Raw genomic sequence first — 16,032 nt, 5'->3', positions numbered from 1 at the left:
CCCTCAGTAGCCGAAAATCTCCCTGAGTGTCAGGAAGCTGATCTCGCCGTACTTGCGGAGCGTTTCGAGGTCGAGCTGCTCCTTTTTACCGAGCACCAGCATGATCTGCGGCTTGTTGCGGAAGCGGGTTTCGTGGAACTGCTCGATGTCGCTGAAACTCATGCCGGGCACTTCGCGGAACACGTCTTGCCGGATGTCGCGGTCGAGGCCGAGGCGTCGCGCCTCTTCGAGGGTGAAGAGCACATCGGCCTTGGTGAGACGCTCGGTACGGATCTTCTGGTCGATGCCCGCCTTGGCCGAAGCGAACAGCTCTGGCGATTCGGGCAGCTTCTGCATCAGCTCGCCGAATCCTTCGAGCGCCTCGGGCAGCTTGTCGGACTGAGTGCCGATGTAGCTGAACACGTAGCTGTGGCGATCCTTCTCCTTCGGCAGGCGATAGACCGAAAAGACCGAGTAAGCAAGTGCTTTCGCCTCGCGCATCTCCTGGAACACCACCGACGACATGCCACCGCCGTAGTATTCGTTGAAGAGCGTGACGAGCGGCACCTTCGAGGCGTCGTAACTCTCGCTTCTCGACAGCATGATGATTTCGGCCTGCGTCATGTCGTAATCGACCACATAGACGTGATTTTTCGTCGTCTCCAACTCCACGAACGGATCGCTTTTCGGCACTGGCTGGAACGTTTGGCCGAAGTGGCGCATGGAGCGCAGTTCGGTCATCAGCGTTTCCGGTGAGTCTGGGCCGTAGTAGAGTACGCGGTGGCGATAGTTCATGAAGTTTTTGATCTCCCCGAGCAGCTCTTCAGGCGTGAGCTTGTCGATCTCCTCGTCGCTCAGGACGTTGGTGAAGGGCGACTTCGGGCCGTACTTGCCGTAATTGACCATCGCCTCAAAGAGGATTTTACGTTTCGAGAGCTTCTCGTCAGCCCGCTCCTTGCGGATCCCCTCCTTGAGCTTTTCGAGCGCCGGAGCGTCGGGCTGCGCGTCACGGAGCAGCTCGTCGAGCAGAGCGATGGCCTGCGGGAAGTTCTCCTTAAGGCCTGAGAGTTTCAGGTAAACGTAATCATCCGAAGTCAGTACCGTGAACTCCGCGCCAAGCTTGTACAGCTCCTGGCTGAACTCGGCGGGCGAGAGGCGCGAGGTGCCGAGGTACGACAGGTAGTCGAGCGCCGTGTCGATCTTGCGGTTCAGGTTCGAGCCGGCGTCGAACATGAGGTAGAGGCTGTACAGCTCGTTCTCTTTGTTCGGTACGTAATTGAGGCTGATCTCAGGCGTGAGCTTGTAGTAGCCGATATCTTTTTTGAAATCGACGAACACGGGCTGCACCTCGGTGCTCTTTTTCGCGAGCAGGTTTTCGGCGAACACCGACGAGCGGTCGCGATTGACCTTGATCGGCGTGATCGGCGGCTTCTGGATTTTGGCCTCGCTTTTGCACTGGCCGTGTTTTTTGTAGACGGCGACGTAGTTCTGGCCGTAGTGCTGCTTGGCGAACTCGACGATCTCGGCCTTCGTGATCTTTTCGAGTCGCTCGAAGCGGTTGACCTGCCGTGCCCAGTCCATGTCCCAGACGAAGGTGTCAACGAACGCCTCCGAGCGGCCACGGTTCGACTCGTACGCTTTCAGCTCTTCGAGCTTGAGGTCGTTGATGACCGCCGTCACCAGCCAGTCGGGGAACTCGCCTTTCTTGACGAGGTCGAGCTGTTCGAGCAAGAGTGCCTTCACCTCGTCGAGGCTCTGGCCATCGCGCGGCTTGGCGCTGAGGATGTGCGCCGAATAGTCCTTCATCAGCACCAGCATCGAGCCGCCTTCGAGTACCTTCTGCTGCTGGTTGAGGTTCAGGTCGATCAGGCCGGCAGTCTGGTTGAAGAGAATCTTGTCGATCAGCGCCAGCATGTCGGCGTCATCTGAATCCGCGCCGCCGAAGCGGAATCCGAGCACCAACTCCTCGGCCTCCGGGCCGGTGACGGTCTTGACGACCGGTTTGGTGATGGGCGGTTCAACCGGCGGATGGAACTCCGGCACTGGCTTCGGTTCGAGTTTCGAGAACTTCTGGTCGATCAGGCGGATCGTTGCGTCGGGATCGAAGTCGCCCGCGATGCAGATCGCCATGTTGTTCGGCACGTACCAGGAGCGGTAGTAGTCGATGACGTTCTTGATCGATGGTTTTTTCAGGTGCTCCGCCTTGCCGATGGTGGTCTGCGTTCCGTAGGTATGCTTCGTGAACAGACCTTCGAACAGCTCCTCCCAGAGCTTGCGGCTGTCGCTGTCCATCGTCATGTTCTTTTCTTCATACACCGTTTCAAGCTCCGTGTGGAAGAGGCGCATCACCGGATTGCGGAAGCGCTCGGCCTCGATGGTGAGCCAGCGGTCGAGTTCGTTGGAGGGAATGTCGTTGATGTAAACCGTCTGTTCCACCCAGGTGTAGGCGTTGGTGCCCTTCGCGCCGATGGAGTTGAGCAGCTTGTCGTACTCGTTCGGCACGGTGAACTGCGCCGCGACGTTCGAGATGCTGTCGATGTCGCGGTAGATCGCCGCGCGATGCTCCGGATCGCTGGTGGCGCGGTACTTTTCGTACAGCTCGATGATTTTTTCCAGCTCGGTGTGCTCTTTGGCGTAGTCGAGCGAGCCGATGGAGTCGGTGCCTTTGAAGAGCATGTGTTCGAGGTAGTGCGCCAGTCCCGTCGTCTCTGCGGGGTCGTTCTTGCTGCCCGCCCGCACGGCAATGGAGGTGTAGATTCGCGGCTCGTCGTGGTAGGGACTCATATAGACCGTGAGGCCGTTTTTCAACTTGTAAATCCGCGTGTGTAGCGAGTCGCCGGGGACGGTGGTGTATGGATAGCTTTCGTTCTGGTTCGTCTTGGTTTCAGGTATCATGGATGTACAGGATATGAGATGGAGCAGCGCCAACCCGAAGGTGAGGATTCTGCCCGTTGATTTCAGTAATGAGCCGTTGGACATAGTTCTTCATGGTGGTCATAGAAAGAATCAGCCCGATCATGGTTTCAGCCGCTCGTTCTGGTTCAAACAAAAACCTACATTACGAAAATTCCGGCAAAGTGACTGCAAAAAACAGGCAATCACGGCAGGTGCCTCATGTTATGAGGGTTGGCTGCAAGAACTATCAGCAGGAGCAATGAGTTCTTGTAGTGGTTATTAATAAACGGTATCGAGCATTGCAGGAGAGTTTGAGCCTATGATTTTGGGGCAAGGAAACAGGGGGGAGAGTTCAGGCTTGTAAGCCCATACAGTCCGACGGGCGATCAGCCTGCGGCCATCAAGGCGCTGACCGAGGGGGTGTTGCGGGGAGACAGGTGGCAGACGCTGCTTGGAGTGACCGGCTCGGGCAAGACCTTCACGATCTCGAACGTCATCGCTCAGATCAACCGTCCGACGCTCGTGCTGAGTCACAACAAGACCCTCGCCGCCCAGCTTTACGGCGAGCTGAAACAGTTCTTTCCGCACAACGCGGTCGAATACTTCATCAGTTACTACGACTTTTACCAGCCCGAGGCGTATATCCCGTCGATGGATAAATACATCGCAAAGGACCTTAAGATCAACGACGAAATCGAGCGGCTCCGTTTGCGCGCGACCAGCGCGCTCTTGAGTGGAAGGAACGACGTGATCGTGGTCAGCTCGGTGAGCTGCATCTATGGTCTCGGTTCGCCGGAGGACTGGATGGCGCAGGTCGTGGAGCTGCGGCAGGGCATGGAGATGGATCGCGACGAGTTCCTGCAAAAGCTGGTGTCGCTGCACTATTTCCGTGACGACGTCGATCTCTCGCCAGGGCGCTTCCGTGTGCGCGGCGACGTGATCGACCTGGTGCCGGGTCACGAAGAGCTGGCGCTGCGCATCGAGTTTTTCGGCAGCGAGATCGACTCGATCCAGACCTTCGACCCGAAAACCGGCGAGATCATCGGCAGCGAGAAGTACGCCTTCATCTATCCCGCCCGGCAGTTTGTTGCCGACAGCGAAAAACTGGAGGTGGCGATGCGAGCCATCGAAGACGAGCTGGCGGGGCGTTTGAACACCCTTCGTGCCGAGGAGAAGCTGGTCGAGGCGCAGCGCCTTGAAGAGCGCACGCGCTACGACCTCGAAATGATGAAAGAGCTTGGCTACTGCTCCGGCATCGAGAACTACGCCCGCCACATCGCCGGGCGCAAGCCGGGCGAGCGCCCATGGTGCCTGCTCGACTACTTTCCGAAGGATTTCCTCGTTGTGGCTGACGAGTCGCACGTTACCCTGCCGCAGATTCGGGGCATGTACGGCGGTGACCGGTCGCGCAAGACGGTGCTTGTGGAGCATGGCTTCAGGCTCCCGTCGGCGCTCGACAACCGCCCGCTGCGCTTTGAGGAGTTCGAGGAGATGGTGCCGCAGGTGATCTGCGTTTCGGCAACCCCCTCCGCACACGAGCTGATGCGCTCCGGCGGCGTGGTGGTCGAGCAACTTATCCGCCCCACAGGCCTGCTTGATCCGCAGATAGAGGTGCACCCCGTTGCCGGGCAGATCGATCACCTGCTGGCGCGAGTCCGGGGGCGCATCGCCAAAGGGCAGAAGTCGCTGGTGCTGACGCTGACCAAGCGCATGTCCGAGGATCTGCACGCCTACTTCCGCAAGCTGGGTTTGCGCTCGCAGTATCTGCATTCCGAGGTCAAGAGCCTCGAACGGATGCAGATACTGCGCGAACTGCGTGCGGGAGACATCGAGGTGCTGGTTGGCGTCAACCTGCTGCGTGAGGGGCTCGACCTTCCGGAGGTTGCGCTGGTAGCGATTCTCGACGCCGACAAGGAAGGTTTCCTGCGCGACGCAAAATCGCTCATGCAGATTGCCGGACGCGCGGCGCGCAACGTCGAGGGGCTGGTGCTCTTCTACGCTGACAAGATCACCGATTCGATGCGCGAGGTGCTCGACGAAACCGACCGCCGCCGTCGCATCCAGCGGGAGTACAACGAAAAGCACGGCATCGAGCCGCGCTCCATCATCAAGTCGGTTGATCAGGTGCTCAACACTACCAGCGTGGCCGATGCCGAGGAGCGTTATCGCCGCAAGCGTCTCGGATTGCAGAAGCGTCCGGAGCTCGAACTGCGCGGTGTGCTCGACAGCATGAGCCGCAGCGATGTGGTGCTGATGGTGGCCGAGATGAACGCCGAGATGCAGAAGGCTGCCGAACAGACCGATTACGAAAAAGCAGCCTATTTGCGTGACGAAATTCTGATGCTTCAGGAGCGCATCGAGCAAATGGCAGAGTAAAACCCATTGACCTGAAGCGTCGATTTTATATCATAATAGTTTAGAAAATCAGGCGATAACAAATCTTTATTACGGAGAGGCTTACCTCCATGCTGGCCCAGATAGAACAGGAACATTACGCCAAACTGCACGAAATACTGCGGCTTTGCCGGGCGAACCTCAAGAACTACGACGAGTCGCTCATCCAGCGTGCATTTTTCATGTGCTACCGGGCTCATGAGGGTGAAAAACGCGCATCCGGGGAGCCGTTTTTTTACCATCCGGTCGAGGTTGCCAAGCTTCTTGTGACCGAACTGCCGCTCGATGGCGTTTCCGTTGCGGCTGCGCTCTTGCACGATGTTATCGAGGACAGTGGCTACACTTACGATGATATCTCTGCCGAGCTTGGCGCTGAAGTGGCCGACATCGTGGAGGGGCTGACCAAGATTTCCGAAATCATGGTCAATCGCGAAACCACCGAGGCCGAAGGGTTCCGCAAGATGCTGCTCTCGATGGTCAAGGATATTCGCGTCATCCTGATCAAATTCTGCGACCGCCTGCACAACATGCGCACCCTCGACTCGCTGCCGGAGCACCGCCGCCTGCGCATGGCGCTCGAAACGCGCGACATCTACGCGCCGCTCGCCCACCGGTTCGGTCTCGGTAAAATGAAGGTCGATCTGGAGAACCTTGCCCTGAAGTACATCGATCCCGAGATGTATGACTTTCTGCTCAAGAAAGTCCGCCTGAGCAGGAACGAACGCGTGGCCTACCTCAACAAGATGATCGCTCCGATCAAGGATGATCTTGAAAAACAGGGATTTACCGTCGAATTGCAGGGCAGGGCCAAGCATCTCTATTCGATCTACAACAAGATGCGGATGAAGAACAAGGAGTTCGACGACATCCACGATCTTTACGGCATCCGCGTCATCATCGATACGGAGAAGATTTCGGACTGCTTTGCTGTTTACGGCTACATCACCCAGCAGTATCCGCCGATACCGCAACACTTCAAGGATTACATCTCCATTCCGAAGCATAACGGCTACCAGTCGCTCCACTCGGCGATCATCGGGCCGAAAGGATACGTCATCGAGTTGCAGATCCGGACGCGCCGGATGCACGAATTCGCCGAACTTGGCGTCGCGGCGCACTGGCGCTACAAGGAGAAGATTTCCAAGGATGACGCGGCGGTCGATTCATTCCTCAAGTGGGCGAGGGAGCTGATCAAGGATGCCGATTCAGCTTCGGCCTTCATGGAGGGGTTCAAGCTCAACCTCTACCACGACGAGATTTACGTTTTCACGCCGAAGGGCGACATGAAGATTCTACCCGCCGGGGCCACGCCCATCGACTTTGCCTACGCCATCCACTCCGAAATCGGCAATGGCTGCATCGGCGCGAAGGTCAACGGCAAAATCGTGCGGTTGAACGCCGAACTGAGATCGGGCGACCGTGTCGAGGTGATCACCTCGAAGAGCCAGAAACCGAAGGCGGACTGGCTGAAGATTGTGGTGACGCACCGCGCCAAGCTTAAGATCAGGGCGGCCATCAACGAAGAGCGCCGCCGGGAGATCGAAAAGGGGCGGAGCATCTGGGAGAAGATGCTCTCCGGCAGCAAGAAGCTTTTCACCGAAAACGACGCTATTCGCGCCATCCGCCAGCATGGCATCAAGACGCCCGCCGATCTGTTCAACGCGCTCGCCAAACAGCAGATCAGCAGCGAAGAGGTGCTGGAGCGCATTACTCACCCGCACAACAAGAGCGGCGAAATGCAGGAGAGCAACGTTCAGCAGAGGGGGCCGCACAAGGATTTCGCCGAGATCGCCCGCGAGGTGCAGGAGCGTCTTGGCCACCAGAAGGACGAGGTGACCATCGCCGGACTGAACAATATTTCCTACTCCTACGCCAAATGCTGCAATCCGGTGCCGGGCGATGACATCATCGGCTTCGTAACTACCGAAGGCACGGTCAAGATCCACCGCAAGAACTGCGTCAACGTCACCAACGAGAATTCCATCAAGAGCGAGCGCATCGTCTCGGTTGCGTGGAACCGAAAGGTTGACACGGAGTTCCTCGCCGGCATCCGTATCGTCGGCGAAGACAAGATCGGCATGACCAACCAGATCACTGGTGTCATTTCCAAGTTTGATACGAACATCCGAACTATTGTCCTGAACGCCAAAGATGGCATTTTTACCTGCAACCTGATGATCTTTGTCAAAAACACCGACAAACTGATGACGCTGATGGACAAGCTGAAGAAAGTACAGGGAGTGTTTACCGTAGAGCGGTTGTCGAACTGACAGTGAGGGAAATAATGGGAGACAGGTATGGGCAGCTCTTTGTGGCAGCCCATCGCATTTTTTTCTGACGAACATCAACTCATCGCCTCACTTCGCGAAAGCCCACATTGTTCGCATTACTCCATCAGATACCCGTACCTTTCCAGAATTCTCTTTGCTTCGGTACTTCTCAAATAGTTGAAAAACAACTTCGCTTCGCTGTTGGCAGCTCCGATTGAAGTGAGTGCCATGGTGAAGGGGGTTCTTGTGTAGAGTGCGTGCGGTACGGTGAAGAGGATTTTTGCTTTTTTGGCCGTCAGCGCTTCGGTCAGGTGAACGAAGGCGGCATCGACTGTGCCGGATTCAGCGTACATCATGGTCTGTGGCATGTCGCGCGTCATGACCAGCTTTCCGGCCAGCGGTTATTTGGTTGCCTCCATTGCCATTTCTCCTGCGGTCGCGCTGTTCGGATTGCCCATCGCGATTCTGCCGAGTCGCGCCAGATCGTTCATCGACGAGACCTTGAGCACCGGATTGGCAAGCAGAAAGGTGAAAAGCAGGGTTCTGAGGTGTTTGAGCATGGTTGTAGGAGGATTGCGTTATTTATTTTTTGGTCATAGCGCTGGGCGTGATTCTGATTGAAGTGGGCGTGCAGTCTGTTCTTTGTTTATCAGTTCACGCCGATAATCACGTCCGAGGCTTTGAAAATTGCGCAGGCTTGCTGGCCCTCTTTGAGGTCGAGCCTGCTGGTGCTGGTTTTGGTGATGATGGCGGAAATGCTGTTGCCGCCGCCGATTTCGAGGTCGATTTCGCTGTTGACCGAATCCTCGATCACGCGCTGTACGATGCCGCTGATGATGTTCCGCGCGCTCAGCTTTTTGCCATGCAGGTCGCAGCCCACCATGACCGAACTCGACTTGACGATGGCGTAAGCGCTCATTCCCTTTTTCAGACTGAGGTTATCGACCGCGCCATTGGTGATGGTCGAGACGATCTGTTGACCGCCGTTGAGTGTGATGACGATCTCGGCGTTGACCGCGCCCCGGGTGAGTTCGGTGATGACGCCGGAGAAGCTGTTTCGGGCGCTGATGCGCATCGATATCCGGCGCAGAAACTGGTAGAGGTTGCCGGTGTCGCCGAGCCGCTCTTCGAGGTTTTCGAGGAACTTGCGGTGCTCCTCCTGCACGATGCGGTACTTTTCGATCACCTGCCGCCCCTCGCGGGTGAGCACGGTGCCGCCGCCGCCCTTGCCGCCGGTCATGCGGTCAACCAGCGGTTTTTCGGAGAGGTTGTTCATCATGTTCACCAGATGCCAGGCGGTTTTGTAGCTGATGCCGACCGCTTTTGCCGCGCTGTTGATCGAACCGAGTTCGTCGATCTTTTCAAGCAGGGCGATCCGGTCTCCGCCGAGGAAGCGGCTCTGCGATTTCTGGAACCAGATCGAACCTTCGATGCCGATGGGGTCTTTTGTTTTGCTCACGCGAATTTTCCTGTTGCATTGTTAGTCATACGGTAATATAGAACACCGGATGAATAAATCCCGGCGGGAACCAGCCGCCGGGAGGGTGTAACGGAGAAAGAACAGGAGAACATATTCGGGAGGGAAACGCGGCTCAGTAGTGCACCGCGACCGAGGCGATCACCGTGAAGGGCGCTCCGGGCTGGTAGGAGCTGTTCAGGGTTTTGTAGTCTGACGTGCTGATCAGGCTCACATATTTTTTGTCGAACAGATTGATGAACGAAAGCGAGCAATCAACGTTCCGGAACCCGAGCATTGCCTTGCTCCAGGTGAGGTCGAGGTCGAAAAGCGTTGCGCCATCGACTTTCTGGGTGTGCTGCACGTCACCGTAACGCGCCGAGGAGTAGCGGACGACCGGCGAAATCGTGAACTCGCCGACGGTGTAGCTGATGATCCCTTTGGCCATGAACTCCGGGGCGTCAGGCACCTGGTTGCCTTTGACATCGATTAGTGCGCCGGTTTCGGACCGGATATTTTCATCGAAGCAGAAGCGGTTCCACGAGAACGAACCGTAGCATTTCAGCGCGCTCGATGGTTTGTACTCGCCTTCCAGTTCGAAGCCGTAGCCGGTGGCGTCGGCGTTGTTCATCGGGTAGGAGATACCGAGATCGGGGTCGAGAAAGATGGCCTGCTTGTTGTTGTGCATGGCGTAATAGATGGTCGGCGCGATGCTCCAGTCGCTGCCGTTCATCTTCAGCCCTAGCTCAAGGTTGCGGGAAATCTCCATCTTCCGTTCGTCCCAGAGCTGCTGGAAGGTGATGTTGTGAGCTGAAAATGTGACATACTGCGAGATGAAGTAGGGATAAATATCCACATGGGTGACGTAGTTTTCGCCGTAGGCCAGGTGCACCGACGAATTGTCTCCAATGCTTCGGGTGATCGTCACGTCGGGAAAGAGACGGCTGAAAGTTTTCGTCGATTCAGCGCTTTTGGCCGCGACGATGGCTGGATCAGCGGCGAGTGCATCGTCATAACTGACGTCGCCGATGCCAGTTGTGGCATACGTGAGAATCGATGGCAGGGTGTAGTTGACGTACTTTACGCCGCCTTCGAGCAGCCAGCCGCCGGTGCGGTATTTTGCCTCGATAAACGGCTCGTGCAGCTCGTGGTTCGAACTGTTGGAGAGAATCGCCCAGCCGCCGAACAGGAGTGAATTTCCGCTGACGGTGTAGTTTTTCCACGAGGTCGGCGGGCCGGGGCGCTCCTGCGTATGGTAGAGGTAGCCGAAGTCGAGATCGACCTTGCCGAGCTTCGTATTGTATTCGGCGAGGATACCCTTGAGGTCGTGGTCGATGTCCCAGCGGCGGACTTTGCTGCCGGTTATCGATTCCATGTAGTAGCCCTTGTCGCTCCAGTAGTAAGGCTTGATGTTGAGCTTCGAGTTGTTGCCGGTTTTCACTTCGAGGTTGGCCATCACCACCCAGTCCTCGAACTCGTTCTTGTTGTAGCCGTAATAGTCGTATCTCGCCGGATCGTTGCTGTAATCGGTTTCGTAAGCGCTGTCGAGATTCTGGATTTCGGCGTAGCTGAGCGCTTTGTACGGGTGGATGTTGCCTTTGCTGTACGTGGCGAACGCTTCGAGTTTCACCTTGTCGCTGAACTGTTCGGTCATGCCGAACATCAGGTTGTTGCGGTTGCTTGCACCGTAACCCTTCCACTTATCGGCATAACTCGTCGAGCCGGAGGCGAACGCTTTCAGGCCGCCGCCGAGATCACCGGTGTCGATGCGCAGGTAGGTGCGGCTGAAGTTGTCGCTTCCCCGGCTCTGCTTGAAGGTGACGCCAAATTTGTCTTCGGGGCGCTTGATCTCCATGTCGATCTTGCCGCCTACGTCGGCGATGCCGAGGCCGATGTTTGCTGGCATGACACCGCTATAGACCGCGATGTTCTCGAAGTTTTCAAGGTCGTAAATCGTCACCCCACCCCCCGGACGTCCGGTGACCGGCAGCCCTTCGACGTTGGCCGTTGTGCCGGGGACGCCGCCAGCGGTCGCCTCGACGCCCCGGAACCGGAACGACTCGTGGTAGTTGACGATGTCGGCCAGCCCGTAGGGATCGACGCTCTGCTGGCTGATCGAGGGCATCATGTTGATGACTTTATAAACCGACATTTGCGACGGGTTGAGTACGGCGGACTCCTTGCCGGTGACGTTTTGCAGGAGGTCGCCCTTTTTGCCGGAGACCGTGATTTCAGGTGCTGTCCAGGTGTGGAGTGCGAGCAATTCCGGGTCTTCCTCTGCCTTCGCCGTAGCGGAGAACATGGTTAACAGGACGATAAGTGATGTTTTTTTCATGACCAGTATTCCGGTTTACAAATAAATCGTTTGGTATATAGGGTTATAACGAAGTGCAAAAAAACAAGCCGTTTTCTCTCTTTTGGTTACGTTGTATTCGATATGTAATAAAAGTAATAACGAATGACAAAAATAATGAGGGATGCTGTGTGTTTCCAGTTAACACATGGCAGAGCCCCCGGCTTCCTGAAGGGAAAGGAAGTTCTTAATTAATTATGTGATCCTCGCAGACATCGCCCTCTTCGAGCGCATCGAGAATTTCATCGACCTTGTCTTCGCTGTCGATTTCGCCGTACCAGAAGTTCTCAGGATAGACGACCAGCACCGGCCCTTTTTCACACAGGTTCAGGCAGGCCGTGGCCGAAACGGCAACGTCGCTCATGCCGCGGTCGGCAAGCTCGCTTTCGAGGTAGGGAATCAGGTTGAGCGACTCTTTTTTGTGGCACATGCCCTGTGGCGCACCCTGTGCCCTGAAGCTCGCGCAGACAAAAATGTGATGTTTCGGTTTGTCCATGATGGTTGTTTTTTATGATTGTTATGGTTGGGTAGTCCCATATTCAGCAGGGTTTTAACCCTGCGGATATTTGCACTTACATTTTTTTCAGTTGCCCCGGTTTTTAAACCGGGGATCGGATCTTAGTCGCAGCCGTTGCCGTCGCCGCTGCAGCTTGTTTTGCAGGCGTGGATCTGGCTGCTTTTCATCAGATGTTTCAGGTTCTGGCCGGTAAAGACGCCGTAAACCGCCTCTTCGATCACCCCTTCGATCGACATGACGTCGATGCCACTGGCTTTGAGCACCGATTGCGGCGAGTTGCCAGCGCTGTTGACCAAGACGGCGCGGCAGTCGGAGAGCTTCGCGGCGAGCGCTTCCCAGCGGTTCTTGCCGCCGCCGGGGGGCGGGGCGGGGCGCGAATCGACCAGCGTGCAGCTCTTCTTCTTCTCGTCGAGCGCGTAAACGAGGAACCGGTCGGCTTCGCCGAGGTGCTGGTTGATGAGCACGCCTTCGAGGCTCGCCACGGCGATGTACGGGCGATGTTCGTCCGGATTCTTTGGCATCAGCGCCGCTTCGGCGAGCTTCGCCATCATTTCGTCGTTGTTGATTTCGCCGATGATGCCGACCGCGTCGGCTCGGCAGCGGGCACAGTGCTTCATCTGCGGCAGGAGCTTTCCGGCCTCCTCCTGAATTTCCCTGACCATCATCGGATCGGGTTCGGGAATGTTCTCGAACACGGTTTCAGTCGTGTTGTAGTAAGGCAGCGCGTTCAGAATGTCCGCACCCATCGAGGCGACCTGACGGGCCACTTCGATCACGTGCTTGTCGTTGACGCCGGGTATGATGATCGAGTTGACCTTGGCCGTGACGCCGAACCTTTTGAGCTTTTGCAGGGCGGCGAGTTGGTTTTCGAGCAAGAGCTCGGCGGCCTGGCGGTCGCGGTACATCTTCTTCTGGTAGCGTACCCAGGCGTAGATTTCCTGAGCGATCTCCGGATCGATGGCGTTGATCGTGAGCGTCACGTGGCTGACCTGCAACTCCGCCAGCTCCTCGATGTAGGGCAGCACGTCGAGGCCGTTGGTGGCCACGCAGAGCAGCATCTCCGGGTATTTCTCGCGCACGAGCCGCAACGTTTCCATCGTTTCGTTCGGGTTGGCGAACGGATCGCCGGGGCCTGCGATGCCCACCACCGAGATGTTCGGCGAGAGCTTCAGGGCGTTGTCGAGGTAGTAGAGCGCCTGTTTTGGCGAGAGCACCTTGCTGGTGATGCCGGGCCGGTTTTCGTTCATGCAGTCGAACTTCCGGTTGCAGTAGTTGCACTGGATGTTGCATTTCGGCGCGACCGGCAGGTGTATTCTTCCGAAGGTGTGCCTCGACGAGTCGTTGAAGCACGGATGGTTCTTGATATTGAGTGTCATGATGCCTCCCTTCAGGTCATGATTGATTCTTCATTACATATAGGTGTAGCCGATCGGTGACGATTTCTGGCGCTCTTCGATGACGGTATTGACGATGCGGTCGAACAGCTCCTGCGTACCGCGATAGCCGAGGTGGTGCAGGCGCTGGCCGCCAAAGCGGTCGTGAATCGGGAAGCCGATTCTGATGAGTGGCAGCTCGTGCTTTTTTGACATCGTGAAGCCCTTGCTGTTGCCGATGAGCATATCGGGCTTGAGCCGCTCCGCTTCGTGTTCGATGTCCACGAAGTCAACGCCCTCGCGCGCTTCGATGCCCTGTTCCTCCATATCTGGCACAAGCTCCAGCAGGCGTTTTTTCATTTGGCCGCTCTTGCCGCCCGAGGCGCAGAGCACCGGCACGACGCCGATTTCGCAGAGGAAAGCGGCCATCGAGATGACCAGATCTTCCTCGCCGTAGAGAATCGCCTTTCTGCCGAAGATGTACTTGTGGCCGTCCGCGTAGGCGTCCACGAGGCGGTGGCGCTCGTCTTCGTATTTTTCAGGCATCGGTTGTTCGGTCAGCTCTTCGAGCAGTGCGAAGAAGCGGTCGGTCGCCTTGATGCCGATCGGCAGGGGCAGGCTGTGGCGCGCCACGCCGAAGCTCTCTTCGAGGTAGCCCGCCGCCGACTTTTTGGCTTCGAGCGTCGAGCTGAACTCGATGCTGGCCGAGGCGCTGCCGCTGTCGGCAATGACGCTGGTCGGCGTGCCGCCGGGCGGAATGCGGTGGTACTCGCCCCACGGGCCGCCGTCGAGCGTCTGCGAATAGTCCGGCAGCAGCATGAAGGGCATCCCGAAGTCGGTCAGAATCTCCTTCATGTAGCGGATGTCTGCCGGTGAAATCATTCCCGAAAAGAGGTTGAGCATGTTCTTTTTCGTGCCGCCGGTGGCGAAGGTCTGGACGGCGGAGCGCACGGCGGCGTGGAAGCCGTCGATGTGGCTGCCGCTGTAGCTCGGCGTGGAGGCGAAGATCATCGCCGGAATGTTGCCCGCGCCGCCCATGATCGCTTCGTACTCCTTGAGAATCATCGGTACGTCGTCGCCGATGGTCTCCGACAGGCAGGTGGTGGCGATGCCGATCACCTGTGGCTTGTACTGCTGCGTCACGTTTTTGAGGCCCAGCTGCAGGTTGTGGCTGCCGCCGAAGACCGCCGTCTCTTCGTTGAAGTTCGAGGAGGCGATGTCAATCGGCTCCTTGTAGTGGCTGATGAGGTAGCGCCGGATGTAGGTGGCGCAACCCTGCGAGCCGTGCAGGAACGGTACGCACGATTCGATGCCCCGGAAGGCCAGGCATGCGCCGAGCGGAGTGCAGAGCTTGCAGGCGTTCTGCGTGGCCGTTTTGGCCGTCATGGTCGATGCATTCGTGGTCATTTGACACCTCCTTTTCTCGGGGCGAACTGCCACACGGGGCTCATCACCGATTCGTAAACCTCCTTGGCGAAATAGTACATGCCGATGAATCCGGCGAGCGGAATCTTGCGCTCGTGGTTGTGGTCGCAGAAGCCGACGCCGAGCTTGAAGGCGATGGGGCGCTCCTTGACGCCGCCGATGAGCAGGTCGGCCTCCTTTTCGAGCACGAACTTGGAGAGCTCGACCGGGTTGGAGTCGTCAACGATCACCGTGCCTTCGTCGCACATCTCCTTCAGGTTCTTGTAGTCCTGCTTGTTGCCGGTCTGCGATCCGGCGAGCACGACCGACATGCCGATGGTGCGCAGGGCCTTGATGAGCGAGAAGGTCTTGAACGCGCCGCCGACGTAGATCGCAGCCTTCTTGCCGGTCAACGCGGCCTTGAACTTCTGCATCTCGGGGTAGTATTTCCTGATCTCGTCGCGCACGATCTCCTTGGCCTTCTCCATCAGTTCCGGCCTGTCGGGGAAGTGCTGCGCCACGTCGTAGAGCGATTTGCTCATATCCTCGAAGCCGAAGTACGACACGCGGATGTACGGAATGCCGTACTTCTCCTCCATCTCCTTGGCGAGGGTGGTCATCGAGCCGGAGCACTGCACCACGTTGAGCGACGCGCCGTGCGAGCGGCGGATGTCGCCGATGCGGCCGTCGCCGGTCATGGTGGCGACCACCTGGATGCCCATTTTTTCATAATATTCCCGGATGATCCAGGCTTCTCCGGCGAGGTTGAATTCGCCGAGAATGTTGATGCTGTATTTGCTGATGCCTTCGGTCGAACCCTGGCCGATCAGCTTCATAAGAGCGTGGCAGGCGGCTTTGTAGCCATCCTTCTTGGTGCCCTTGAATCCTTCGGAATGCACCGGCAAGACCGGGATTCCTTTCTCTTTTGCAACTTTTTTGCAGACCGCATCGATGTCGTCGCCGATGAGGCCGATGATGCAGGTCGAATAGATAAATGCCGCGTTGGGCTGGTACTGGTCGATCAGTTCGATCAGCGATTTGTAGAGCTTCTTTTCGCCGCCGTAGATGACGTCCATCTCCTGCAGGTCGGTCGAAAAGCTGAGTCTGTGCAGTTCGGGTCCCGACGACACCGCTCCCCGGATGTCCCAGGTGTAGGCGGCGCAACCGATCGGGCCGTGGACGATGTGAATGGCGTCGGCTACCGGATAGAGCACGACACGTGAACCGCAGAAGACGCAGGCCCGTTGGCTGACCGAGCCGGAGAGGCTGGTCTTCTCACAGGCGATGTCAACTTCCGCGCTACCCGCACTCTTTTCATAGACCTGTTTTTCCCTGCCCTCGAGCAGGCTGATGTTCTGCGTATCCATTACTTCTTTCCCTTCATTGTCGTC

10 protein-coding genes and 1 pseudogene are annotated in these 16,032 nt (G+C 57.3%); 2 read left to right on the top strand and 9 right to left on the bottom strand.

Annotated features, from left to right (window positions below; all coding sequences use genetic code 11):
• Positions 1-3: 3 nt before the first annotated feature.
• Positions 4-2,958 carry a M16 family metallopeptidase gene (locus tag NY406_RS06325; RefSeq protein WP_411267074.1) on the bottom strand — a complete coding sequence of 985 codons (2,955 nt, stop codon included), beginning with the start codon at positions 2,956-2,958 and terminating at the stop codon, positions 4-6.
• 261 nt (positions 2,959-3,219) lie between these two features.
• Here NY406_RS06325 and uvrB point away from each other — a divergent pair.
• Positions 3,220-5,250, top strand: a pseudogene (gene uvrB / locus NY406_RS06320) (excinuclease ABC subunit UvrB); the annotation flags it as partial.
• 89 nt (positions 5,251-5,339) lie between these two features.
• Positions 5,340-7,538: a RelA/SpoT family protein gene (locus NY406_RS06315; RefSeq protein ID WP_260533278.1), complete on the top strand. Its 2,199-nt coding sequence runs from the start codon at positions 5,340-5,342 to the stop codon at positions 7,536-7,538.
• Positions 7,539-7,654: 116 nt separating this feature from the next.
• Here NY406_RS06315 and NY406_RS06310 read toward each other — a convergent pair whose 3' ends face one another.
• From NY406_RS06310 to nifE, 8 genes are all read right to left on the bottom strand, one after another.
• Positions 7,655-7,906 (bottom strand): substrate-binding domain-containing protein, encoded by a 252-nt coding sequence (locus NY406_RS06310; protein WP_260533277.1) that lies wholly within the window; start codon positions 7,904-7,906, stop codon positions 7,655-7,657.
• A 33-nt stretch (positions 7,907-7,939) separates the two neighbouring features.
• Positions 7,940-8,098, bottom strand: a complete 159-nt coding sequence (locus NY406_RS06305) for a hypothetical protein (protein ID WP_260533276.1) — start codon at positions 8,096-8,098, stop codon at positions 7,940-7,942.
• An 89-nt stretch (positions 8,099-8,187) separates the two neighbouring features.
• Positions 8,188-8,997, bottom strand: coding sequence for a TOBE domain-containing protein (locus NY406_RS06300; protein ID WP_260533275.1), 810 nt, complete (start codon positions 8,995-8,997; stop codon positions 8,188-8,190).
• A gap of 133 nt (positions 8,998-9,130) precedes the next feature.
• Positions 9,131-11,329, bottom strand: a complete 2,199-nt coding sequence (locus NY406_RS06295) for a TonB-dependent receptor (RefSeq protein WP_260533274.1) — start codon at positions 11,327-11,329, stop codon at positions 9,131-9,133.
• A gap of 205 nt (positions 11,330-11,534) precedes the next feature.
• Complete coding sequence (locus NY406_RS06290) at positions 11,535-11,843, bottom strand: (2Fe-2S) ferredoxin domain-containing protein (RefSeq protein WP_260533273.1); 309 nt, start codon at positions 11,841-11,843, stop codon at positions 11,535-11,537.
• Between the two features lie 122 nt (positions 11,844-11,965).
• Positions 11,966-13,240, bottom strand: a complete 1,275-nt coding sequence (nifB, locus tag NY406_RS06285; RefSeq protein ID WP_260533272.1) for a nitrogenase cofactor biosynthesis protein NifB — start codon at positions 13,238-13,240, stop codon at positions 11,966-11,968.
• 33 nt (positions 13,241-13,273) lie between these two features.
• The gene (locus NY406_RS06280) at positions 13,274-14,644 is read right to left on the bottom strand and encodes a nitrogenase component 1 (RefSeq protein ID WP_260533271.1); all 1,371 of its coding nucleotides are present in this window, start codon (positions 14,642-14,644) and stop codon (positions 13,274-13,276) included.
• Positions 14,641-16,008, bottom strand: coding sequence for a nitrogenase iron-molybdenum cofactor biosynthesis protein NifE (gene nifE / locus NY406_RS06275; RefSeq protein WP_260533270.1), 1,368 nt, complete (start codon positions 16,006-16,008; stop codon positions 14,641-14,643). Before nifE ends, NY406_RS06280 begins: the two co-directional genes overlap by 4 nt.
• Between the last annotated feature and the right edge of the window lie 24 nt (positions 16,009-16,032).

Origin of the sequence: Chlorobaculum sp. MV4-Y, assembly GCF_025244685.1 — a bacterium.
Classification (GTDB): Bacteria; Bacteroidota; Chlorobiia; order Chlorobiales; family Chlorobiaceae; genus Chlorobaculum.
Note: the sequence above shows the minus strand (reverse complement) of the source record. Positions and strands in the feature narration are given on the sequence as shown.

What these genes read in the sequence shown, in the direction of transcription:
- NY406_RS06325 (WP_411267074.1), bottom strand. Translation starts at nt 2,958, where the DNA reads ATGTCCAACGGCTCATTACTGAAATCAACGGGCAGAATCCTCACCTTC.
- NY406_RS06280 (WP_260533271.1), bottom strand. Translation starts at nt 14,644, where the DNA reads ATGACCACGAATGCATCGACCATGACGGCCAAAACGGCCACGCAGAAC.
- nifE (WP_260533270.1), bottom strand. Translation starts at nt 16,008, where the DNA reads ATGGATACGCAGAACATCAGCCTGCTCGAGGGCAGGGAAAAACAGGTC.
- NY406_RS06310 (WP_260533277.1), bottom strand. Translation starts at nt 7,906, where the DNA reads ATGCCACAGACCATGATGTACGCTGAATCCGGCACAGTCGATGCCGCC.
- nifB (WP_260533272.1), bottom strand. Translation starts at nt 13,240, where the DNA reads ATGACACTCAATATCAAGAACCATCCGTGCTTCAACGACTCGTCGAGG.
- NY406_RS06315 (WP_260533278.1), top strand. Translation starts at nt 5,340, where the DNA reads ATGCTGGCCCAGATAGAACAGGAACATTACGCCAAACTGCACGAAATA.
- NY406_RS06290 (WP_260533273.1), bottom strand. Translation starts at nt 11,843, where the DNA reads ATGGACAAACCGAAACATCACATTTTTGTCTGCGCGAGCTTCAGGGCA.
- NY406_RS06305 (WP_260533276.1), bottom strand. Translation starts at nt 8,098, where the DNA reads ATGCTCAAACACCTCAGAACCCTGCTTTTCACCTTTCTGCTTGCCAAT.
- NY406_RS06295 (WP_260533274.1), bottom strand. Translation starts at nt 11,329, where the DNA reads ATGAAAAAAACATCACTTATCGTCCTGTTAACCATGTTCTCCGCTACG.